The sequence below is a fragment of the Thiomonas sp. genome (genome assembly GCF_054608695.1).
Genome location: NZ_JBTRXV010000074.1, coordinates 1 through 21,867 on the forward strand (window position 1 = coordinate 1; position 21,867 = coordinate 21,867).

Annotated in this window: 15 protein-coding genes and 3 pseudogenes; 8 read left to right on the forward strand and 10 right to left on the reverse strand. The window is 65.5% G+C overall.

The window, feature by feature from the left end; all coding sequences use genetic code 11:
• Nucleotides 1-175: 175 nt before the first annotated feature.
• The 4 genes and pseudogenes from ACYCUK_RS18285 to ACYCUK_RS18300 form a co-directional block, all read left to right on the forward strand.
• A pseudogene (locus tag ACYCUK_RS18285) lies at nt 176-496 on the forward strand (L-lactate permease); the annotation flags it as partial.
• Nucleotides 497-564: 68 nt separating this feature from the next.
• Entirely contained in the window at nt 565-708 is a 144-nt protein-coding gene (locus ACYCUK_RS18290) for a hypothetical protein (RefSeq protein ID WP_461596116.1), read from the forward strand.
• Between the two features lie 57 nt (nt 709-765).
• Nucleotides 766-1,011, forward strand: coding sequence for a hypothetical protein (locus tag ACYCUK_RS18295; RefSeq protein WP_461596117.1), 246 nt, complete (start codon nt 766-768; stop codon nt 1,009-1,011).
• Nucleotides 1,012-1,182: 171 nt separating this feature from the next.
• Nucleotides 1,183-2,505, forward strand: a pseudogene (locus ACYCUK_RS18300) (MFS transporter); the annotation flags it as partial.
• 216 nt (nt 2,506-2,721) lie between these two features.
• Here ACYCUK_RS18300 and tgt read toward each other — a convergent pair.
• From tgt to queA, 5 genes are all read right to left on the reverse strand, one after another.
• Nucleotides 2,722-3,864 (reverse strand): tRNA guanosine(34) transglycosylase Tgt, encoded by a 1,143-nt coding sequence (gene tgt, locus ACYCUK_RS18305; protein WP_461596103.1) that lies wholly within the window; start codon nt 3,862-3,864, stop codon nt 2,722-2,724.
• Between the two features lie 121 nt (nt 3,865-3,985).
• Complete coding sequence (locus tag ACYCUK_RS18310) at nt 3,986-5,044, reverse strand: glycosyltransferase family 2 protein (protein WP_461596104.1); 1,059 nt, start codon at nt 5,042-5,044, stop codon at nt 3,986-3,988.
• Between the two features lie 14 nt (nt 5,045-5,058).
• Nucleotides 5,059-6,249: a GNAT family N-acetyltransferase gene (locus tag ACYCUK_RS18315; RefSeq protein ID WP_461596105.1), complete on the reverse strand. Its 1,191-nt coding sequence runs from the start codon at nt 6,247-6,249 to the stop codon at nt 5,059-5,061.
• Complete coding sequence (locus ACYCUK_RS18320; RefSeq protein ID WP_461596106.1) at nt 6,246-7,238, reverse strand: polysaccharide deacetylase family protein; 993 nt, start codon at nt 7,236-7,238, stop codon at nt 6,246-6,248. The genes ACYCUK_RS18315 and ACYCUK_RS18320 overlap by 4 nt, the downstream gene beginning before the upstream one ends.
• 243 nt (nt 7,239-7,481) lie before the next feature.
• Complete coding sequence (gene queA, locus ACYCUK_RS18325; protein WP_461596107.1) at nt 7,482-8,600, reverse strand: tRNA preQ1(34) S-adenosylmethionine ribosyltransferase-isomerase QueA; 1,119 nt, start codon at nt 8,598-8,600, stop codon at nt 7,482-7,484.
• Nucleotides 8,601-8,992: 392 nt separating this feature from the next.
• Between queA and katG the strand changes: the two are divergent.
• Nucleotides 8,993-11,182, forward strand: a pseudogene (gene katG / locus ACYCUK_RS18330) (catalase/peroxidase HPI).
• Between the two features lie 43 nt (nt 11,183-11,225).
• Nucleotides 11,226-11,723 carry a catalase-related domain-containing protein gene (locus ACYCUK_RS18335; protein ID WP_461596108.1) on the forward strand — a complete coding sequence of 166 codons (498 nt, stop codon included), beginning with the start codon at nt 11,226-11,228 and terminating at the stop codon, nt 11,721-11,723.
• A gap of 124 nt (nt 11,724-11,847) precedes the next feature.
• Here the strand turns inward: ACYCUK_RS18335 and ACYCUK_RS18340 are convergent, their stop codons facing one another.
• The 4 genes from ACYCUK_RS18340 to ACYCUK_RS18355 form a co-directional block, all read right to left on the reverse strand.
• Nucleotides 11,848-13,437 carry a GGDEF domain-containing protein gene (locus ACYCUK_RS18340; protein ID WP_461596109.1) on the reverse strand — a complete coding sequence of 530 codons (1,590 nt, stop codon included), beginning with the start codon at nt 13,435-13,437 and terminating at the stop codon, nt 11,848-11,850.
• Between the two features lie 70 nt (nt 13,438-13,507).
• Nucleotides 13,508-15,070, reverse strand: coding sequence for a GGDEF domain-containing protein (locus tag ACYCUK_RS18345; protein ID WP_461596110.1), 1,563 nt, complete (start codon nt 15,068-15,070; stop codon nt 13,508-13,510).
• 229 nt (nt 15,071-15,299) lie between these two features.
• Complete coding sequence (locus ACYCUK_RS18350; RefSeq protein ID WP_461596111.1) at nt 15,300-16,091, reverse strand: COG4705 family protein; 792 nt, start codon at nt 16,089-16,091, stop codon at nt 15,300-15,302.
• 247 nt (nt 16,092-16,338) lie between these two features.
• Nucleotides 16,339-17,595 (reverse strand): sensor domain-containing diguanylate cyclase, encoded by a 1,257-nt coding sequence (locus ACYCUK_RS18355; protein ID WP_461596112.1) that lies wholly within the window; start codon nt 17,593-17,595, stop codon nt 16,339-16,341.
• A 279-nt stretch (nt 17,596-17,874) separates the two neighbouring features.
• Here ACYCUK_RS18355 and ACYCUK_RS18360 point away from each other — a divergent pair, with 279 nt between their 5' ends.
• Both ACYCUK_RS18360 and ACYCUK_RS18365 read left to right on the forward strand, forming a co-directional pair.
• Nucleotides 17,875-19,614: a phospholipase C gene (locus ACYCUK_RS18360; RefSeq protein ID WP_461596113.1), complete on the forward strand. Its 1,740-nt coding sequence runs from the start codon at nt 17,875-17,877 to the stop codon at nt 19,612-19,614.
• 120 nt (nt 19,615-19,734) lie between these two features.
• Nucleotides 19,735-21,186, forward strand: a complete 1,452-nt coding sequence (locus ACYCUK_RS18365) for a cytochrome-c peroxidase (RefSeq protein WP_461596114.1) — start codon at nt 19,735-19,737, stop codon at nt 21,184-21,186.
• Between the two features lie 220 nt (nt 21,187-21,406).
• On the opposite strand, the gene ACYCUK_RS18370 is transcribed toward ACYCUK_RS18365, so the two are convergent.
• Nucleotides 21,407-21,601 carry a hypothetical protein gene (locus tag ACYCUK_RS18370; protein WP_461596115.1) on the reverse strand — a complete coding sequence of 65 codons (195 nt, stop codon included), beginning with the start codon at nt 21,599-21,601 and terminating at the stop codon, nt 21,407-21,409.
• Nucleotides 21,602-21,867: the final 266 nt, after the last annotated feature.

The following is a 21,867-nucleotide window of genomic DNA, read 5'->3' on the forward strand; positions in this document are numbered from 1 at the left end:
TCGCGCCGGCACTTTTGGCGCATGCCGATCGGCTGCATCGGTCACACGCCGTGTTGCTTCACTCGGATTAACCCTCATGCCGCGCATGCAAACAATCGATTCAATGTGCATCCGTTTGTCATTGATTTGCGCCCGCAACGATGGGCGCTCGACTTTCAGATACCCGGAGACTCGCATGGTCTGGCAACAAAATTATCTGGCGCTTGGCGCCCTGGGAGCGTCGGCCCTGGTCGCCGCCGTCCCGGTGGTGGTCATGCTGGCTTCATTGGCGTTTTTCCACATCAAGGCGCATTGGGCGGCGCTCTTGGCGCTGGCCAGTGCGCTGCTCATTGCCGTGTTCGCCTTCGGCATGCCGGCCATCATGGCCGGCGAGGCCGCCCTGTTCGGCGCGGCCAACGGCCCGTTGCCCATCGGCTGGATCGTGCTCAACATCATCTTCCGCTACCGCCTCACGACCCACAACGGAGCGTTCCAGATTCTGCAGGACTCGGTCGCCGTCAAGAGATCTGGACCTCCACCCGCCTGGGGCGGCGCGAATCCGGCACGCCCCAAGCGCCAGCCAGCTTGCCCACACGGCATGACGGCGCCACCCTGCGCCGCGCGTGGATGCCGTGGGTCATCCTCACCGTGTTCGTCTTCATCTGGGGCCTGCCGCAGTTCAAGAATGCGGTGGACACGCGCATCGTGCAGAACCAGCAGGGCCAGTAGGGCCAGCAGGTCCTGGATGACAAGGGCAAGCCCAAGCGCGCCGACAGCCCGGTTTTCGTGCCCAACTTCAAGTTCGATGCGATTCACAACCAGATCGAGAAAGTGCCGCCCGTGGTGGCCAAGCCGGTGAAGGAGCCCGCCGTGTATCGCTTGAACTGGCTCACGGCCTCCGGCTGGTTCGGGCATGAGGGCGAGATCCTGCGCTATGTGTTCTTTCACAGTCTGGCGCTGGCCGCGCCGGTGGGTTTGCTGGTCATGGGGCAGGCCTATGTGTGGCCATTGACAGCCCTGGTGGCGCACTGAAAAGCACCCGGTTCTTGGTCCCCTTGGTCATCATGGGGACCAGGGGCTCGCCCGGCTCCGCCCGGACGGGATTGTCCTGCCCGAGGGAACGCGGCGCGGCAGGCGTGCGGCGGGTGCGGCCCCGGTCTTGTGCCATCATGCGCAAGCACTTTTGCCGGATCCCCGCTCGCCATGCCCGACACCGCACGCCCCAACCAGTTCGCCCTGCTTCGGCAACGTCGTTTCGCCCCGTTTTTCTGGACCCAGTTCGGCGGCGCGGGCAACGACAACCTGTTCAAGTTCGCCTTCACGGTGATGGTCACTTACCGCGTCGAGAGCGCCTCCACGCTCTCGGCCGGGCTGATGGTGAACCTCATCGCCGCGCTCTACATCCTGCCCTTCGTGCTGTTCTCCGCCACCAGCGGACAACTGGCCGACAAGTTCGACAAGGCGGGGCTGATGCGCAAGGTCAAGACGCTCGAGATCGCCATCATGCTGCTGGCGCTGTGGGGTTTCGTCGCCGGCAACGTGTCGGCGCTGCTGGTCTGCGCCTTCGGCATGGGGCTGCACTCCACCATCTTCGGCCCGGCCAAATACGCCTATCTGCCGCAGCACCTGAACACGGCGGAGCTCACCGGCGGCAACGGCATGACGGAGATGGGCACCTTCGTCGCCATCCTGCTCGGCAACCTGGCCGGCGGCCTGCTCATGGCTTTCCCGCAGGGCCCGCTGCTGGCCGGGCTGGCCTGCGTCGCGGTGGCGCTGTTGGGCTGGGCGGCCGCCCGCTTCATTCCCGCCACGGCCCCGGTGGACCCGCAATTGCGCATCAACTGGAACCCCTTCACCGAGACCGCACGCAACCTCAAGCTGGCAGCAAGCGACCGCACGGTGCTGCAGGCGCTGCTCGCCATTTCGTGGATGTGGTTCTACGGCGTGGCCTTTCTCACCCAGTTCCCGGTGTTCGCCCGTCATGTGCTGAACGGCGACGAGGCGGTGGCTTCGCTGCTGCTGGCGGTGTTTTCCATCGGCATCGCGCTGGGTTCTGTGGCGTGCGAATGGCTGGCGCGCGGGCGGGTGGAAATCGGCCTGGTGCCGCTGGGCGCCATCGGCATGACGGCCTTCGGCGTCGACATGTATTTCGCCACGCTGAACCTGCCGCACGAAGCGGCGCTGCAAGGCGTGGCTGCCTTCGTGCGCGACCCCGCGCATTGGCGCGTGATGGCCGACCTGTTCCTGCTCTCGACCAGCGCCGGCATTTACAGCGTGCCGCTGTACGCCCTCATCCAGCAGCACACGCCCGTGACCCACCGCTCACGCGTGATTGCCGCGAACAACATCATCAATGCGCTGTACATGGTCGTCTGCTCCGGCTATTGCGCCGCGCTGCTGGTGGCCGGTGTGAGCGTGCCCGTGCTGCTGCTGAGCGTGGCCCTGCTCAACGCGCTGGCCACCGCCTTTCTGCTGTGGCGCCAGCCGCTGTACGGACGGCGTTTCGTCGCGTGGCTGCGGCGGCGGCGGCCGTTGCCGGCGTGAGCCGCACCTTGCTCCTCCCCCACGCCGTGGGGGAGGCCGGGAGGGGGAGGGCCGCGGCCAAACGCATCCCCACCCCAACCCTCCCACAAGTGGGGAGGGAGCGAAAAGCTCAGGGCAACACCCGCAGTTCGACAGTCAGCCCAGATGTCCGGTTGGGGCGCGCGTGAGCCGCAGGGCCGCCTGATGGGAACCCTGGGTTCATTCCACCCCCCGCGCGCGCTCGGCGCGAAAGCGTGCCACGCAGGCCTCGAACGTCCCCGCGTCCAACGCCTGCCGCATCTCGCGCATGAGTTGCAGGTAGTAGTGCAGGTTGTGCGCGGTGGCGAGCATGCCGAACAACATTTCGCCGCAGCGGTCGAGGTGGTGCAAATAGGCGCGTGAGAACTGGCGGCAGGTGGGGCAGCCGCAGGTGGGGTCGATCGGCTTCTCGTCGAGCTTGAACCGCGCGTTGCGAATGCGCAGATCACCGAAGCGGGTGAACAGGTGGCCGTTGCGCGCATTGCGCGTGGGCATGACGCAGTCGAACAGGTCGATGCCCGCGCTCACCCCGTCGACCAGATCTTCCGGCGTGCCCACGCCCATGAGGTAGCGCGGCTTGTGCGCGGGCAGGCGCGGCGCGGTGTGGCGCAGCAGGCGCAGCATGTCGTCTTTCGGCTCGCCCACGCTCAAGCCGCCGATGGCGTAGCCGGGCAGGTCGAGCGCGGCCAGGCCTTCCAGCGAGGCCTCGCGCAGCGGCTCGAACATGCCGCCCTGCACGATGCCGAACAGCGCGTTGGGATTCTCCAGCCGCGTGAACTCGGCCTTGCAGCGCGCCGCCCAGCGCAGCGACAGTTCCATCGATGCGCGCGCCTCGGCCTCGGTGGTGATGTGCGTCTGCCCGGCGCGCTCGACGTCGTAAGGCGTGCATTCGTCGAACTGCATGACGATGTCGGAATGGAGCACGGCCTGAATCTGCATGCTCACTTCCGGCGTGAGGAAGAGCTTGTCGCCATTCGTCGGCGAGGCGAAGCGCACGCCCTCCTCGCTGATTTTGCGCATGGCCCCCAGGCTCCACACCTGGAAGCCGCCGCTGTCGGTGAGGATGGGCGCGTCCCAGCCGATGAAGCGGTGCAGCCCGCCGAATTGCTGGACCACCTCCAGCCCCGGCCGCAGCCACAGGTGGAAGGTGTTGCCGAGAATGATCTGCGCGCCCGCGGCCTTCAACCCGTCGGGCGTGATGCCCTTGACCGTGCCATACGTGCCCACGGGCATGAATTGCGGGGTGTCGATGACCCCATGGTTGAGCGTGAGGGTGCCGCGGCGCGCCTGGCCTGCGGTGTGATGGACGGTGAATTGCAGCATGGGCGCATTGTTTCAGACGGTGCGAACCTGGACGACGGAGCACGAAGTCTTGTCCAAGTGCATCGCCTCGGCGGCTGTGCGCAAATGATGCGGTTCAGCCCTTCAATTCCTTAAAAGGCGCTCAGGAGTTCGCTGGTAGGCGTTTGCGCAGGCCACGCAAGCTCGACGGGCCGCTGGTGGGCATGATGATTTTCACAAACATGCGAAAGGTCAGCATCCGCAGCACTCGATAGGCGAACACGCTGGCGACAACAAGTTTGAGCGCCTGCCAAGGTTCGGTTTCGGACAGGGCGTAGGCAGCTTGTAGTCGATGCGGCCCACCGAGTTGCCGGCTTACAGTGGCGGGATAGCGGGTACGCAATGTCGAATCGGGTTCATGAATCTTATGCGTGACGCGCAGCGAATCGAGACTCATGGCCACGCTCGACGAAATCTGGCTGACCGAGCGGCGATAGCGCAGCAGAGGCAAATCCAGATAGGCGACGGCTCCGGCACGCGCCACACGCACGAACCACTCCCATTCGCAGGCGATGCGCACTGCGGCATCGGAACCCCCGGCCAATGTCAGTGCATGGCGTCGGAACATCACCATGGGAGGATGGATGAAGTTGCCTTGAGCGAGTTGTTCGTACACATTGCCGCTGTAGACGTCGCTATGTGTAGGCATGTGGCCACGCTGGATTGCCTCGGCAAGCTCGAAGGCTGCCGCGCGGGGATAACGCGCACGTACGCCGCCCAGCGCCGGGCTGCAGCGGTGGTAGTAGCTGCCAATAGCGGATTCTTGCAACAAACCTCGTGCATCGAAACTGCTGAAGTCACTGCTGCACAGCAGGATGTCGGGATGTGCGCGCAGGTAGGCGAGTTGGCTTTCGATGCGATCAGGCTCGCACAGGTCGTCGGCGTCGAGCAGGACGATGAAATCGTCACGGGCCGCCTGGATGCTGGTATTTCGCGCCGCGCCGATCCCGGCGTTGTCCTGGCGAATCGCGCGTATCCGAGCTCCGTAGCGTTGAAGCAAGGCCCAGGTGCCGTCGGTCGAGCAGCCATCAACCACGATGATGTCGAGTTGGGGATGGGTTTGCGTCAGCACGCTTTCCAGCGTTTCGTCGAGCATGGCTTGGGCGTTGTACGCTGGAATGGCGACGCTCGCCAGAACGTCTGCTGCACGCGTGGCTTGCACGACATGTTGCGACGCTACCGACGTTGCTCGGCTGTTGCGCTTGAAGCCTCGCCGCGCGCCGGACTAGGTTTTGACTCACCCAATTCAGGCCGTCGCGATGCTCGCGCGCTCCACGCGTCCTTGAGCCGGTAGGCTAGGTCGATCAATCCTGGGCGAAACGCTCGCAGTTCGACGTTCCGGCGGTCTTGCTGGAAAAAGTGACGCTTGTAATCATGCTCGCCCTTGAGCATGTCGAACACATGACAACCCTCCGCGATCGCGTGCTCGACCGCATAGCCAAGCAGGACGTCACCTGGGCTGTACTCGGCGTAGGCCGGATCGAAACCGCTTTGGAAAAAGCAAAAGGTGTCGCGATGGCGCATGCAATACAGCATCGCAATCGTGCATCCGCCCATGTTCAACTTCATGAGACGAAGCCTTCCTTGGGGTAAAAGGGCGCGCATCACGTCGCGGTGGAAACCCCGATACTCGGGGGAACTGAACCCAGGCTGCTCCGTGCGACCAGTCCAGCGCAAACGGTGCAATTCGGCCAAACGATCAAACGCCCCATCGAGCTCGTCGAGCGTGTTGACTGTTATGACTTGCGCGTCGGGTTGGCTCTCAAATTTGCGGCGTTTGCGCCCCATGGTTTCCCTGCGGTTTCGACTGAGACTGCGCCGGTAACTTTCCCAGCTGTCAGGCAATACGCCGAAAGTGATCGGGGCCGTAACCTCGCAGGTTGCGCGGATATCGCTCTGCGAAAAATGCTGCTGCAAAGCCGGCACTAATGGGCTTTGAGGAGGTAGGTCGGTCCAGTCGAGGATGTCCCAGTCAGTGAGTACCTTGGATAAATGCTCAGCCATTGCGGCTGAAGTCTCGTTTTCATAGCCTGGGGCGAACAGAGCGCCAAGATCGTCGGGGGCCGTATCGCCTCCGACACCGACCTGGCGAAGCTTGCGCGCTGCGAACAGGCCGCCGGCCTTTCGGTACGTTTCGAGATAAAGCGGCAAGATACCCACGATGTTTCCGTTCTGGCGTGCGGTAAGGATGCGCAAGTCACGGCCGTGTCCATAATGCTTCCACCAAAGACGTTGCCAATCCCAGCCGAGGAAAATACTCGTGCCGAGACATGCCTCCTGCAATGCGAGCCATGCGGGTTTCAAGCTGTCGAATGCAGTAATGTTGGTGACGACGCTGAGTTGGATCATGTCCAGCCTTTTGCTCATGCCCAAGGCCGATGCATGCGCCACGCCAGCAGGGGCAGCTGCGCGGCGACGGGAATGCGAGGCATGGCATAGATATCGACGGGCTCGGTCACCAGCCCCTCTTCGGTGGTGACCGCGGCGCGATAGACCTGGGTGGCGATGCGGCGCACGCGTTCATCGTGCGAACCATTCGGGTAGCAAAACAGCTCGACCGGACGCGCCAGCCGTGCCTCCAGCATGAGCCGGCTGGCTTGCAACTCCTGCTGGATGCCCGCCTCGTCCAGGGTGGACAGAATGGGGTGCGTGACCGTGTGCGAACCGATGGTGATGAGCCTGGGGTCGAGCGCGGCGACTTCGTCCCAATCCATCGGGTCATAGGCCGCATGCTCCTCGGCCGTGGGCGCGAAACCTGGCGTGGCGTCGCGCAGGCTGGCCTCGATGCGCAGGCGTGGCTGCAGCGGCTGCTGCTTCAGCCAGGCGATGAGCGCCTCGATGTGTGCCGAAGGTGCTTGCTGCGCGCGCGCCCATTCGTTGCGCTGCGCCGGCGACAGCCGGTTCAGACGTGCGCGAGCCTCATGGTTCCACTGCCATTGTTTGTTGTCGATCAGCCCCGGACACAGGAAGATGGCGGCCGGGATGCCCAAGGCTTGGAGGATCGGATAGGCGAGCCGCCCCTGGTTGCGCAAGCCGTCATCGAAGGTGATGGCCAATTCGGCGTCGCGGGCGACAGGCTTGGCGATGGCGATATCGTTCACCATGGCGTCGAGCGGCACGATGCGGAAGTTTTGCGCCAGCCAGACCATGGCCCGCTTGAAATCGGCTACGGGCAGTTTCGGCCCACCGACGCCGTGCAGCATGAGGATGCGCCTGGAGAGTTGCCTGCGCGCCAGCCAGGACGACACGCCGCTGGCCAGGGCGACGCTCTGCGCCGAGGCCCCGACAAATTGCGTCAAGCGCCCGGCAACGGCATGCTCGCCATGCAGCAAGGATGGATGAGACTCGGCAAGCATGTCGTAGGCCACTGTGCTTCTTCAAGTCGAAGCCGGCTCGCCCTCCCCCAGTTCAATCAATCGGCAATGTTTGCAACTATTTTTAGCGAAGATAGAAGGGCTGCGCCAGCCAGCACAACCCCTAGTCATGGGATGGCGATGCCAGCTTTGTCTCGGGCGGCTTGTGTTTGCTGCGTCGTGGCTTCACTCGCCCTTCGGGACGTTCGAGCGAGGGTCGTTCCAGAGCGCGCGATCGGCGCGGCGTCAACCATTGCTGGCGTCTGGCGGCTGCAACTGCAGCAGCATCGCATCGCCATAGCTGAAAAACCGGTAGCCCTGGGCCACGGCGTGGGCGTAGGCGGCGTGGATGCGCTCGGTGCCGGCGAATGCGGACACCAGCATCAGCAGGGTGGAGCGGGGCAGGTGGAAATTGGTGATCAGCAGGTCCACCATGTGGAAGCGATGGCCGGGCGTGATGAAGATGTCGGTCTCGCCCTGCACCGAGGGCCAGGTGCCCGGTGCTGCAGGCGCATCGCGCAAGCGCCGCGCCACGGTTTCCAGCGTGCGCACGGTGGTCGTGCCCACGGCCAGCACCCGCCCGCCGGCCGCGCGGGTGCGGCCGATGGCTTCGAGCGTGGCGCCGGGCACGGCGTAGCGCTCGCTGTGCATGTGGTGGGCGGCGATGTCGTCGCCCTTCACCGGCGCGAACGTGCCGGCGCCCACATGCAGGGTGATGTGGGCGCGTTGCACGCCGCGCGCGTCCAGGGCAGCCAGCAGCGCTTCGTCGAAATGCAGCGCGGCGGTGGGGGCGGCCACCGACCCCGGTGCGCGGGCGAACACGGTCTGGTAGCGGCGCGCGTCGTCCGCGTCGTCGGCATGGTGAATGTAGGGCGGCAGCGGCACATGGCCGTGCGCCTCCATCAGCGCGTAGGCGTCGGCACCCGCTTGGGATGAGTCCGATTGCGAACTCTTAGGCGCAGTCAATCTCAGGCGGAACAGGGCGCCGGCTTCATCCGGCCAACGCCCGAGCAGGGTGGCGTGGTAGCCGCCTTGCATCTGCAGCACCGCGCCCGCGGCAGGCTTCTTGCTGGCGCGCATGTGGGCGATCACTTCGCCTGCGTCCAGCACGCGCTCGACCAGCAGCTCCACCGCGCCGCCGCTGGCCTTGGTGCCGAACAGCCGCGCCTTGATGACCTGGGTGTCGTTGAACACGAGCAGGTCGCCGGGCTGCAGCAGGGAGGGCAGGTCGCGGAACACGCGGTCCACCAAAGCCGGGGCGCGGGCGTCGAGCAGACGACTGGCGCTGCGCTCGGGCGATGGGTGCTGGGCGATGAGCTCGACGGGAAGGGCGTAGTCGAAGTCGGCAATGGAAAGCGGTGGCATGAGGTGAAGGTCAGGATAAAAGTCGGGGGTCGGAGTCGGGTTTAGGCAAGCCGTGAACGGCGACGCCTGCTGCGGGTGCAGAATTTTCGCGGTTTGGCAGGATGATGCGACGCCACAAAGTTTTATTCAATCAATTGAATGAGAACATTCAATTGTTAATTTCTAAGCATGAAGCCTAACCTCCTCTTTGCCCATGCAAGGCAAGATCCAACCAACGTCCAGGAGATTCAGACCATGTCCCAAGCACTCACCTCCGCGGCCAACTGGCCCTCGACGCCGCACCACCACTGTTGATGCGATCCCGCAAGCTGCCAGAACAAGGCTCGCCTGCACCACAGGCGCCGCGATTCAACTGGCCCGTGTAACGTTCCCCAGCCCCCAAAGGAGTGAATATGTCAACCGAAACCTTATGCCCATTCAGCCACACCGCAGCCAACGCCACCGTCCCAACGTCCCTCGACTGGTGGCCCAACCAGCTCAACCTGGCAATCCTGCACCAGCATTCCAACAAGTCCAACCCGATGGACGCGGCGTTCGACTATGCCAAGGAATTCAAGACGCTTGATCTGGACGCCGTGGTCAAGGACCTGAAGGCGCTGATGACCGACTAGCAAGACTGGTGGCCGGCGGATTACGGCCATTACGGCCCGCTGTTCATCCGCATGGCCTGGCACGGCGCCGGCACCTACCGCATCGGCGATGGCCGCGGTGGCGCGGGCAGCGGGCAGCAGCGCTTTGCCCCGCTCAACAGTTGGCCCGACAACGTCAACCTCGACAAGGCCCGCCGCCTGCTATGGCCGATCAAACAAAAGTATGGACGCAAGCTGTCGTGGGCCGATCTGATGGTGCTCACCGGCAACGTCGCGCTGGAGTCGATGGGCTTCAAGACCTTCGGCTTCGGCGGCGGTCGTGCCGACGTGTGGGAACCCGATGAAGCCGTGTACTGGGGCTCGGAAAAAACCTGGCTCGGCGAAGACAAACGCTACACCGGCAACCGCGATCTTGAAAATCCGCTGGCTGCTGTGCAGATGGGTCTGATCTACGTTAATCCGGAAGGCCCCGGCGGCAAGTCCGACCCTCTCGCTTCGGCCCGCGACGTGCGTGAGACCTTCGCCCGCATGGCGATGAATGACTACGAGACCGTCGCGCTGACCGCCGGCGGCCACACCTTCGGCAAGTGCCACGGCGCCGGTCCTGCCTCCAACGTGGGGCCCGTACCCGAAGCCGCACCCATCGAGCAGCAGGGCCTAGGCTGGATCAGCTCCTACAAGAGCGGCAAGGGCGGCGACCAGATCGGCAGCGGGCTGGAAGGCTCGTGGACGCCAACCCCGACCCAGTGGGACATGAGCTATTTCGACATGCTGTTCGGCAACGAGTGGGAGCTGACCACGAGTCCGGCTGGCGCCCATCAATGGACCCCGAAGCAGGCCACCGCGAGCAATATGGCGCCAGCCGCGAACGATGCCTCGAAGCGGGTGCCGATCATGATGACCGACGCCGACATGGCCATGCGCGTCGACCCGGCCTACGAGAAGATCGCGCGCCACTTCCACAAGAATCCGGCAGAGTTCGCCGACGCCTTCGCCCGCGCTTGGTTCAAGCTGACCCACCGCGACATGGGCCCGCGCAGCCGCTACCTCGGCAAGCTGGTGCCCAAAGAAGAACTGATCTGGCAAGACCCGGTCCCCGCCGCCAACCACCCGCTGATCGACGACAAGGACATCGCCGCGTTGAAGGCCAAGCTGCTGGGCTCCGGTCTGTCCATCACCCAGCTCGTCAGCACCGCCTGGGCCTCGGCGTCCACCTTCCGCGGCAGCGACAAGCGCGGCGGCGCCAACGGCGCGCGCATCCGCCTCGCGCCGCAGAAGGACTGGGAAGTCAACCAGCCGGCCGAACTGGCGAAGATCCTGTCGAAGCTGGAAGCCATCCAGAAGGAGTTCAACGGCGCGCAGTCCGGCGGCAAGAAGGTCTCGCTGGCCGATCTGCTCGTCCTGGGCGGCTGCATGGCCGTCGAGGCCGCGGCGAAGAAGGCCGGCCACGACGTGAAGGTGCCCTTCTCGCCCGGCCGCATGGACGCCTCGCAGGAGCAGACCGATGTGGATTCGTTCGCCGTCCTCGAGCCGAAGGCGGACGGGTTCCGCAACTACGCCCGCAAGGGACTCGAAGGTTTGGCGGCCGAGCTGCTCGTGGACAAGGCGCAACTGATGAACCTGACGGCCCCGGAGATGACGGTGCTGATCGGTGGCATGCGCGCCCTGAATGCGAACGTCGGGCAGGCCAGGCACGGCGTGTTCACCAAGCGCCCCGAGATGCTGACCAACGACTTCTTCGTGAATCTGCTCGACATGGGCACGAAGTGGCAGCGGTCCGCCGCGTCCGAGGGCGTACTGGAAGGACGCGATCGGGCGACGGGCGAGCTCAAGTGGACGGGTACCGTCGTCGATCTCGTCTTCGGTTCGAACTCGCAGCTGCGCGCCCTCGCGGAAGTCTATGCGTGCGGTGACGCGCAGCAGGCGTTCGTCCGTGACTTCGTGGCGGCCTGGAACAAGGTGATGAACCTCGATCGATTCGACCTCGCGTGATCTCCCGGTCAACCAGCCGCGCTGCCGCTTCGCGCATGACCCCATGGACGGGGTGACGAACATGCAGGGCCATTCGCATCCGGGCGCCTACGACGAGCCCAACTCGTTCAACGGCCCGGCGCAGGCGCCGCAGTTCAAGGAGCCGCCGCTGAAGCTCAGCGGCGGCGCCGACCGCTGGAATCACCGCGTCGATGAGGATGACTACAGCCAGCCCGGCAACCTGCTCCGATTGATGGACGCGGGTCAGCAGCAGCGCCTGTGCATGAACTTCGCCGAGGCCATGCGCGGCATTCCGCAGTTCATCATCGAGCGCCAGCTCGTTCATTTCGACAAGGCCGATCCGAAGTGGGGCAAGGGCGTGCGCGAGGCCTTGGTCAAGCTGGACCAAGCAGGCGCAGGGCAAGACCGCGCGCGAACTGAACGTGGCGGAGGCCTGACGATGAACGCCCCGCGCAAGACGACCCGGTTCGCGCCTCGTTCTGGCAGCGCCTGGCAGCGCGCGATCTTGCGACTCTTCGCCGCGATGGCGGCGGCGTATTGAGTCGCCCCGAGAACCGGTCGCCACGCCGATAGCCGATACCGGCGTGGCGACATCAAGGCTGGACTTGACCGGGAGCGATCCCGGTTTTTTTTTGACCTCGCCACCGTTGACGCCGCGTTTCCCCTCAAGCCCCGAGCGCCCGCATCTCCACGCGGTTGCGCCCGCCTTGCTTGGCGCGGTAGAGCGCGTCGTCGGCGGCTTGCAGCAAGCTGGCCAGATCGTTCTGCACCGGCTTGCCGGGTTCGCGCAGCGCCAGGCCGATGCTCACGCTCAGGCGCAGCACCCCGGCGCTGGTGGCGAAGGGGTGCTGCTCGACATAGCTGCGCATGCGCTCGGCGGCGTCCACCGCGGCCCGGCCGCTGGCCACGGCCAGCAGCACGACGAACTCTTCGCCGCCGAAACGTGCCACCCTGTCGCCCTGGCGCATGTGTGCGTTCAGCAAAGCGCCGAACTGCTCCAGAACCTCGTCGCCGACGCGGTGGCCGTGGCTGTCGTTGATGCGCTTGAAATGGTCGAGGTCGATCATCAGCAGCGCCAGCGCCGAGTCGGCCCTGTCGAGCAGCTCATTGGCGCCGGCGACGAAACCCCGTCGGTTGGGCAGACCGGTGAGCATGTCCTGCTCGGCCTGTTGCTGCAGCTGACGCTGCAGCTGCTTGAGGCCGGAGACGTCGGTCAAACCGATCAGCACGCAGGCCTGGCCCTCGTGCTCGATGGGTTGCGCCGACACCAGGGTGTCGCGCAGCAAGCCTTCGGCGTTGCGCAGTTGCAGCTCGATCTGGCTGAGCGCCTGCCCGGCGCGCAGGTGGGCACGCAAGAGTTCGCGGCGCTGCGGGTCGGCGTAGAAGTCGAGCGAAACCAGCGGTTGCCGGCTGAGGCCTTTGGGATCGAGCAAGGTGCGCGCGGCCTGGTTGTAGCGCAAGATGGCACCGTCCTCCAGGCGCAGCAACACCATGGCCACCGGAGCGGCCTCGAACAGGCGGCGCAGATGGGTTTGGCTGCGCTCCAGGGCTTGCTCCACGAGTTTGCGCTCGGCCACTTCCAGCCGCAGGGCTTCGCGGTCGAGCCAGGCGAGGCGCAGATGGCGCGCCTGCGCCACGGCCAGTTGCCAACCGGCGATGTTGGCGAAGCCCAGCAGCAGCGCGGCGCTGGCGAGCAAGCGCCAATCCAGCGGAAACCCGGCAACGACCATGCCCATGAAAGGCAGGGTGAGCACAGGCCCGAGCCAAAGGGAATGTCGGCACAGCAGCGGGGCGAAGGCGTAGAGCGCGAACACCAGGGTGAGGGCGCTCATGATGCTGAAGGCCGCCGAGGTCGGCAAGACCCCGACCTCGAGCAGGAAGGTCGGCACCGTGAGCAGCTCGAACAGGAAGAGTTGCCGGCGCAGGCGCGGCAGCTGCTCCAGGGTGATGGTCGGGCGCAGGCCTTGGCGCGTGACCTGCCAGCCGTAACCGGCCATGGCGAGGCGCCCGAGCAGGATGAGCGCGAGCATGGGCACGGGGCCGAGAATGGCATAGTCCACCAGCCCCATGAGGAGGAACGCGCTGCCGCCATAGACCCCGATGTCGCGCACGCACCCGCGGATGCGCGGCCAGTTGGCCAGCACATAGGCGTCGTCCTGCAGGTCCTCGGCGAACAGGCCGCTGGCCGTCAGCCGCGGGGTGGAGGGCGGTGCCGTGGCGGCGTTGGAGGCCGTGCTGGAGCTGGGAGCGGGCATCGGCTTGTCTCTTGGCAGTCGGGCGCGCGGTCGGGCGGGGGCTGGAGTTTGGCGCGGAGGATGGCCCGCGTCAGACCAGCTGGTCGACACGGTTGCGCCCGGCCAGCTTGGCCGCGTACATGGCCCGATCGGCGCGACTGAGCGCTTCGTCGATGCGCTGCTCGGACGCGCCGACCAAGCTCACCCCCACGCTCAGGCTCACCTGAACGCGCACGCCGACGCAGTGCAGGCCTTGTCTGGCGATGGCCTCGCGGATGCATTCGGCGATGTCGATGGCTTGCGGCAGCGGCGTGTTGGGCAGCAGGCCGGCGAACTCCTCGCCGCCGACGCGGGCCAGGGCGTCGGCATCGCGCAACTGCGCCTGGATGATGCTGCCGATCTGCCGCAGCGCCTCGTCGCCGACCGCATGGCCGTGGGTGTCGTTGACGCGCTTGAAGTGGTCGGCGTCCATCAGCAGCACGGCCATGGTCTCGCCGCGCGATCGCACGGCATGCAGCAGCACCGCGGCCTGGCCGAAGAAGCCGCGCCGGTTGAGCAGCCCGGTCAGCGGATCGGTCTGCGCCAGACGCTGCAACTCGCGTTCGTAATTCTTGCGCGCGGTGATTTCCACCAGGCTGGAGATGGTGGCCGGCTCGCCGTGAAACTGCATCAGCGCCGAGGACAGCATCACCTCCACCGGCCTGCCGTCGGTGGTCTTGAGCTGCACGTCCAGCGGGCCGAGGCGGCTGTCGCGCAGCAGCGTCGCGCGCAATTGCGCGGACTGTGCCGGGTCGGCATAAAAATCGGTGCTGAAGGGAACGAGTCCGGCGCGCACCTTGCCGGCGGGGTCGAGCAGGCTTTCGGCCGCCTGGTTGTAGCGCAGCACCTGGCCGTCGGGCTGGTGCACCAGCACCATCGGCACCGGCGTGGTGTCGAACAGGCGTCGCAGGTTCTCCTCGCCAGCCAGGGCGCGCTGCTCGGCGGCCAGGCGCTCCACCACTTCGCGACGCAGCCGCTGGCGGTCGAGCCAATTCAGGCGCTGGATGCGGTTGAGCTGCGTGGCCACCTGCCAGCCGGCGAAATTGGCGAACACCAGCAGCACGGCGACGATACTGCTGACCTTGGCCGGTGCGTGCAGCACGAACACCGCTTCGAGCAGGAACACCAGCGTGAACGCCGGGCCGATCCAGAGCGAGCCGGAGCTCAGGGCCGGCGCGTAGGTATACAGGGCGATGGTCAGCAGCAGCGCGGTGATGGCGTGATAGTCCACCGCGCCGCCATAGGCCGCCACCACCAGCAGGAAAATGACGAGGATGGCGACCTCGAACACCAGCAGCGCCCGCGACAGGCGTTGCGGCGCGGGCGCCTCGGGCTTGCGGCCCAGCAGCACCAGGCGCGCGCCCAGTCCGAGCACGACGAAGCGCAGCGCCAGCAGGCCGAAGTAGACGGGCGAGAGGCCGAGCACCGTGAAGTCGGTGATCGAGGCCAGCATGAAGGCGGCCGTACCCCACAGGCCCAGGCTGCGCAGGCGCGCGCCGATGTAGTCCCACTCGCCGCGCCGGAAGGCTTGCTCGTCCTCCTGTCGCGCGAACAGGCCGTTGCTCCGCATGGGACTGCGTGCCTGATCCTGGGCGATGAGGGTATCGAGGCTCATGAGGGCAGCGGCGGAGCTTCAACTGAGCTTCGATAGTAGGCGCTTCCCGTGCCCTTTCCCGTGCCCGTTCCTGTGCCTGTTGCCGCTCCCCCAATGCGCCCATCGTCCCGCGCCCCTTGCCCTGCTCCTCTCCAGAGGTACGTGCGGTCTTCGCACCGATCTGGCGCATGGGTTCAACGGCAATCCTGGAGCGCCGCCATGGCGCTGCAGGGCCCCGCCCCTGTCCAGCTCAGACGGCAGGGCGCGGCGCGTCCTTGCGGCTGATGGTGAGGTAAGTCACGAGCAGCGTGATGACCGCCAGGAACAACACGCTGGTGCCCACCGTGCCCAGGCCCATGCCGCCTTCGGCAGCCGGCTTGGACAGCCAGTCGCCGCAGGTCGCGCCGAAGGGGCGGGTAAGAATGTAGGCCAGCCAGAACGCGAGCACGGCGTTGGCTTTGAAGGCGTAATACGCCAGCGTGACCAAGGCGATGAGCCCGCCGAACACCAGCGCCGAGTTGGCGTAGCCGAACTGCAGGCGCTCGGCCGCGAGGTCGCCGGCGGCGGTGCCCAGGGCGAAGGTGAACAGGATGGCGGCCCAGTAGAAGCCTTCGCGCCGGCCGCGCACGATGCTGTGAATCGACAGGCTGCCCTCGCGGGCATACCAGGCGATGAAGGTGGCTGCCAGCGCCAGCGCGAACAGCGCCGCGCTGACGACGAGCGGCAGGCCGAGTCGGTCGGTGAGGTTGTCGGTCAGCAGGGTGCCCACCACGCTGATGAGCACCACGGTGAGCCAGTACAACCAGGGGATGTAGCGCCTGGCTCGCATCTGCGCCGTCAGCACCACGGCGAACAGGCCCGTCATCACCAGCGAGGTGGCGACCAGGCCGGCGTGGAGGTCGACGGCGAGAAAGTCGGCTGCGGTTTCGCCTACCGTGGTGGCCATGATCTTGATGATCCAGAACCACAGCGTGATGAGCACCGGCACCTTGGCCAGTTCGCTCCAATGCCCCAAGGCGGGCGGTGTGTTGTGTGTATCCATGTTTTTCGCTCCCTGAATGATGACTTGCGGCAACCCGTCAGCGCAGCCCACCCCGAGGGGGGCCGGCAAAACCCGGAACGCCATGGGGCGCTGCCTGCCTGCGGGATGGATCGCGCTGCGGGGCAAAACCGCCTGCGCAACCGCATGTAACGCAATGTACGCAGATGGCCTTAGGCGCGAATTAGGGTTTGTTGACGACGCAGGCTGCGGTGGTCGCCGTGTTCAAGGCACCGATTCGACGCAGGATTCAGGCACAGACCCGATTGCGGCCGCGGTGCTTGGCCTGGTAGAGCGCGTGGTCGGCGCGCTCCAGCACATCGCTCGGGCTGCGGTCGGTGGAGCGGGCCTGGGTCAGGCCGATGCTCACGGTCAAACGCATGGTCACGCCTGGCTTGAGCGCGATGATCGCGTCTTCCACCGCCTGGCGGATGCGCTCGCCCACCTGCTGCGCGGTGTCTTCGTCGGCATCGCGCAGGATGAGCAGGAATTCCTCGCCGCCGAGGCGACCGAACTCTTCCGACCCGCGCTTTTGCGCCATCACCACATCGACGAACTGGCGCAGCACGCGGTCGCCCACGGCGTGGCCGTGGCTGTCGTTGATGCGCTTGAAGTGGTCGAGGTCGAGCAGCAAAACGGCCAATGGCTTGTGCGCCCGGCCGTCAGTGCACCGCTTCAGCGCCTGCTCCAACTGCTCGATGATGCAGCGCCGGTTGAGCAGGCCGGTGAGGGTGTCGTAGGTGGCGAGGCGTTCGAGCTCGCGCTCCATGCGCTTGCGCTCGGTGATGTCGCGCCAGATGCCCTCCACCCCGGCGTACTGGCCCTGCTCGTCGAACAGCGCATGGGTGCTGATGGAGATGTCGATGATGGCGCCGTCCTTGCGCCGCATGCGGCCGGGGAAATCGTGCACCTGGCCATGCTGGCGTATGGCGGCGATCAGCGCCTCGCGCTCGCTGGGATCGGGGTAGAACGCGCCTGCCGGCAAGCCGATGATGTCTTCGGCTTCATAGCCCAGCACGTTCTTCACCGCCGGGCAGACATAGCGGGTGACGCCCTGCGCATCGGTGCGGTAGAACACGTCCTGCATGGTGTTCATCATGCGCTGGAAGTTCTCGTCGGTTTCGCGCAGCCGGGTTTCCATCGCCGCGCGTTCGCTCATGTCGAGAAAGGTGGCCAGCACGCCCGCTTGCCCGTCGTGCTCGAAATGGGTGCTGGTCATGGCGAGAACCAGCAGGCGCCGGCGGCAGGTGTAGACGCGGAACTCGGTCGCCGGGTTGGTCACGGCCTCGCTCTCGGCGCGGCGGATGCGCGCCAGCACGCGCGACACGTCCAGGGGGTGGATGAAGTCGGTCGCGGCATGGCCGATGACCTCGCCTGGCGACTCCGCCTGCAGCAAGCACAGCGCCGAGGCATTCGCATACCGCAGCTTGCCGTCGATGACGACGATCACGCAGGCCGAGAGTTGCTCCAGCCAGGCTGCTTCGGGAATGAGTCGAGGGGCGTGCATCGATATCGAAGGGAAAAGCCCTGGCCGAACGGGAATGCGTCAAGCTAGCAAGGTCGACCAGCTTAACGCGACCGCAGGCGTTTCGGGCAGGGGGGAAACCGCTTGCCCTGGCAACGGCCGCGCCGGGGCCGGGGCACGGCTCCGAACGTGACCGAATGTTGCAAGTGAAACGATGAGTGTTTTGGGGCGCGCTGTCATCTTCCTTGCATGGGGGCTGCCTAAAGTGGTGATGCACCGGGTCAGCCCATTGCCGGCCCGACTTCTTCAGGGAGAGTTTCGATGTTGCGCAAAACCTTTTTGGCGACGGCCGCCACGGCCGCCATCGCCGGCACCTTGGCCGCCTGTGGCGGTGGCGGTTCGTCCACCACCGCCTCGGCCGCACCCGTCTATACCGCCGCCAGCGCGTTGGCGACGGCCACGCCGATCAAGCATGTGGTGGTGATTTATCAGGAGAACGTCTCCTTCGATCATTACTTCGCCACGTACCCAACGGCGACCAACCCCGCCGGCGAGCCCGCCTTCACCGCCGCTGCCGGCACGCCCACGGTGAACAGCCTGGTCAGCGCCAATCTGCTCACCAACAACCCCAACGCCACCAACACCGCCAATGGAGCCGACGCCGCCGAGCCCTTCCGCCTCGACCGTAGCCAGGCCAACACCTCCGACCAGAACCACGCCTACACGGCCGAGCAGCAAGCGTATGACGGCGGCAAAGCCGACCTGTTTCCGCTCTACACCGGCAAGGCCACGACGGGTGGCGTCGGCGCCTTTGGCACGAAGGGCCAGGTGATGGGCTATTTCGACGGCAACACCACCACCGCGATGTGGAACTACGCCCAGCACTTCGCCATGAGCGACAACGCCTACACCGACACCTACGGCCCCTCCACCCCCGGCGCGCTGGAAGTGGTGTCGGGCCAGACCAACGGCATGCAGATCGTGGCGAGCAGCAAGCAGCCGTTCACCATGTCCGCCTACTCGTACTACGTCAACGACGGCCAGGGCGGGCTCACGATGATCAACGACGTCGATCCCGGCCACGACGTGTGCTCCAGCACCACCGACCAGGTGATGATGACGGGCAAGAGCATCGGTGATCTGCTCAACGCCAAGAACATCTCCTGGGGCGGCTTCATGGGTGGCTTCAACCTGCAAACGGTGAACGCCAACGGCACCACCGGCTGCAAGCGCAGCACCTATTCCCCGGTGGTCGGCGGCAATGTGAACGACTATATCCAGCACCACAACTGGTTCCAGTACTTCGCCTCCACCGCCAATCCGACGCATGCGCGGCCAAGCGCGGTCGCGGCCATCGGCCACACCCTGGAGGCCGACGGCAAAACTCCCGACCCGGCCAACCACGAGTACGGCATGCAGGACTTCTTCGCCACGGTGCAGGCAGGCAACTTCCCCGCCGTGTCCTACCTCAAAGCCCCCGCTTATGAAGACGGCCACGCCGGCTACTCCGACCCGCTCGACGAACAGGCTTACGTCACCAAGGTGGTCAACTTCCTGCAGCAGCAGCCACAGTGGAAAGACACCGTCGTGATCGTCACCTGGGACGACTCCGACGGCTGGTACGACCACGCTTTCGCCACCACCACCAACCCCTCGTTCGACAGCCAGGCCGACCAGCTCGATGGTCCTGGCATCTGCGGCACGGCAGGCGCCACGCCGATGAACGGCGTGAACGGCAAGCCGGTCAACGGCCGTTGCGGCCCCGGAACGCGCATTCCCTTCCTCGTCATCTCACCCTGGGCCAAGGCCAACTACGTGAGCAACACCCCGATCTCACAGGCTTCGGTGGTGCGGTTCATCGAAGACAACTGGCTGGGTGGGCAGCGCCTGGGCGGCGGCTCGTTCGACGCCACCACGGGGTCGATCATGGACATGTTCAATTTTTCCGGCAGCGCCGGGGCGAACGCGCCGCTGTATCTCGACTCCACCTACGGCACGCCGTTGAACGCGGCGCCGCTGCTGGTGAAGCAGACCGGCGCGGCTGCAGTGGCGAAGAGCTGAGGTCAGCGCACGTGAACTCCCTCTCCAACAGTGGAGAAGGCGGGGGGAGGACTGCCCTGTCCTTCGCTCCTCCCGTTCTCCCCCGCGCGAGGGGGAGGTGTCATGCTGGCTGCAAACATCATGTCGTCCCCCACTGAGCATCGGCCGACTTCACCTGCGGCCCCGCGCTCCAAGGCGCCCGCCACGCGCAAGGGGCGGCGGTGGGCCTGGTGGATCGGCGGATCGCTCGTGGCGCTCACCGCAGTCGCCATGCTGGACGTGGCTGCACAGCAGCCCGAGCTCACGCCGATGGACTGGCTGTTGCACCCCATCGACAGCGCCACGCTGGCACTGGGCGGCAATTCGCATCCGGTGCCACTGTTGTTGCCACCGAACCAGCCCTTGTCGGCCGCCGCGCAACTGGGCAGGCAACTGTTTTTCGACACCGCGCTGTCGGCCTCCGGCAAGCAGTCGTGCGCGTCGTGTCACGATCCTTCTAATGGCTACAACCCGCCGCTGGGTCCGGTGATGCTGGGCGGCCCGCATCTCACCACGCCGGGCTACCGCCCGCCGCCCTCGCTGGCCTATCTCTACCGCCAGCAGAACTTCTCCATCGGTCCCGACAATGCGGAGAACGAAACCATCACCCTGCAGCGGCTCATCCAGTTGGGCCAGGACGCAGCGCGCATCACCAAAACTGCGCAGAGCACGGCAGTCACGGCGCAAAACCTGGTGCCGCAAGGCGGCTTGTTCTGGGATGGGCGCGTCAACACCTTGCAGCAGCAGGCCGATGGACCGCTGTTCAACCCGGTGGAAATGGACGCCGGCTCGCCGCAGCGCGTGGCCGCCATCCTGCAGCGGCAGCCGTATGCCAAGGACTTCACCCAGCTCTTCGGCCCCAATGTGTTCCTGGATCCGCAGCAAACCGTGGCCGAGGCGCTGTTCGCCATCGCCCGCTACCAGATCGAGGATCCGAGCTTTCATCCCTTCACGAGCCAATACGACGCCTGGCTGCAAGGCAAGGCGCGCTTGAACGCGCAGCAGATGCGCGGCTATCTGGCGTTCAACGATGTGCACAAGGGCAATTGCGCCGCCTGCCATCTCGACAAACCGACGGCGAACGGGCTTCCGCCACTGTTCACCGACACGCAGTACGAGGCACTGGGCGTGCCGCGCAATCCGCACATTCCGGCGAACAAAGACCCGCGCTATGTCGACCTCGGCCTGTGCGGCCCCTTCCGCACGGATTTGAAGAACCAGACCCAGTACTGCGGCATGTTCCTCACCCCCACCTTGCGCAATGTGGCGCAGCGCCCGGTGTACTTCCACAACGGCGTGTATCACGACCTGAAGCAGGTGCTCGACTTCTACAACTTCCGCGACGTGCAGCCGCAAACAATCTATCCGGTTGGCGCCGATGGCAAGGTCGAAAAATACAACGATCTTCCCGCCGAATACCACGCCAATATCGACACCATCGACCCTCCGTTCAACCGCAAGCCGGGAGAGAAGCCGGCGATGAGCGCGCAGGACATGCGCGACATCATCGCCTTCCTCAAGACGCTCAACGATGGCTGGCGACCATTGCGCTGAGCCATTGATCGAACCCTAAACCTCCCTGCTACGAATCCCCAGGGACAGCGCAGGAGCAGGTCCGTCGCTCATGAAACCGTTGCCTTTGTCTCTCAAGTCACTCACGCCAAGTAGTTGATTAACAATGAATTTTTTGAGCCACTTTCGGGCGATTTGCGGCCCTGGCCCGATTACTACGCTAACCGTTCCCCTGACGGGGCCGGTACCAGTCTTTCATCTTTCAGCAGGTACGCCCCCTGCTGGACGCGCCCGGATCGCTGCCGTAGCTGATGATGCCCTCGCCGCCGTTTTGCGCCACCACGTTGCCGCGCGCTAGCCCTTGATAGCCGCTGGTGAACACCAGCCCACCGCTCCAGCCGCCGCCCAAGAACGCAAAGCCGTTGTTACCGCGCGGCCAGCTGTGCATGGCGTTCATGACCACCGGGTTGTACAGGGTACTGGCCCGCTATGCGGCATGCACTTAGGAGCCAGGTTAATAGCGCACGTGATCACCGAATCTTTACGAACTTGGGTGGGCTCGGCCAACCATCCGACGCAGGCGGTCAAGCGAGCTCAGAACGCTCCGGTGTTCCAGCCGGCAGATCCGATGAATGCTGTGCCGTTGAGGTTACCGGAAATGAGACTTTGTGCCATGCCGGCGCCGATGACTGGCGAGCCTGGGGCGGGGTGTGCATTTGCCGG